General features: G+C 48.7%; 1 protein-coding gene. It reads left to right on the top strand.

The features are described from left to right. On the top strand, positions 1-1202 hold a 1202-nt coding region (locus AC1PJ9_RS03715; RefSeq protein WP_479762708.1), incomplete at both ends, for an Ig-like domain-containing protein.

The raw sequence follows: 1202 nt of genomic DNA, 5'->3' as shown, positions 1-1202 counted from the left end.
AATCAATGCGACCAATCCAGTCACAGGTACAGCAGAACCAGGTTCAACTGTTAAAGTGACTTTCCCAGATGGTACGACAGCAACTGTAGTTGCGGGCCCTGATGGTAAATGGACTGTGCCGAACCCAAGTGATCTTAAAGATGGTGATAAAGTTACAGCTATTGCAACCGACCCTGCTGGTAACCCATCAACTCCTTCAACTGGTACAGTAGATACAGTTGCACCATCTGTGACTGTCACCACGACATTAACCAATGACAGTACACCTGCATTAAGCGGTACAGTGAATGATCCGACTGCAAAAGTGGTTGTGACTGTAGACGGTGTGAACTATCCAGCAACCAATAATGGCAACGGCACCTGGACACTTGCAGACAATACGCTTCCAGCGTTGACCGATGGTCCACACACCGTGACTGTGACTGCAACTGATCCTGCAGGTAATGTAGGTACAACAAATGCAGTGGTGACTATCGATACCACAGCACCAAATGCACCGGTTCTTGATCCAATCAATGCGACTGATCCAGTGACAGGTACAGCAGAACCAGGTTCAACAGTTAAAGTAACTTTCCCTGATGGTACGACAGCAACTGTCGTTGCAGGCCCTGATGGTAAATGGACAGCGCCAAACCCAGGTGATCTTAAAGATGGTGATAAAGTTACAGCTATTGCAACCGACCCTGCTGGTAACCCATCAACTCCTTCAACTGGTACAGTAGATACAGTTGCACCAACTGTGACTGTCACCACGACATTAACCAACGACAGTACACCTGCGTTAAGCGGTACAGTGAATGATCCGACTGCGAAAGTGGTTGTGACTGTAGATGGTGTGAACTATCCGGCAACCAATAATGGTAACGGCACCTGGACACTTGCAGACAATACGCTTCCAGCGTTGACCGATGGTCCACACACCGTGACTGTGACTGCAACTGATCCTGCGGGTAATGTAGGTACAACAAATGCAGTTGTAACTATCGATACCACAGCTCCAACTGTACCGGTTCTTGATCCAATCAATGCCACTGATCCAGTGACAGGTACAGCAGAAGCGGGATCAACCGTGACTGTGAGCTTCCCTGATGGCACAACAGCAACTGTAGTTGCAGGTCCTGATGGTAAATGGACAGTGCCAAACCCAGGTGACTTGACTGATGGTCAAACAGTAACTGCGACAGCAACTGACCCTGCAGGCA

It is taken from the genome of Acinetobacter sp. 70_2, from assembly GCF_056736115.1.
This window is presented reverse-complemented; position numbering and strand designations above follow the sequence as displayed.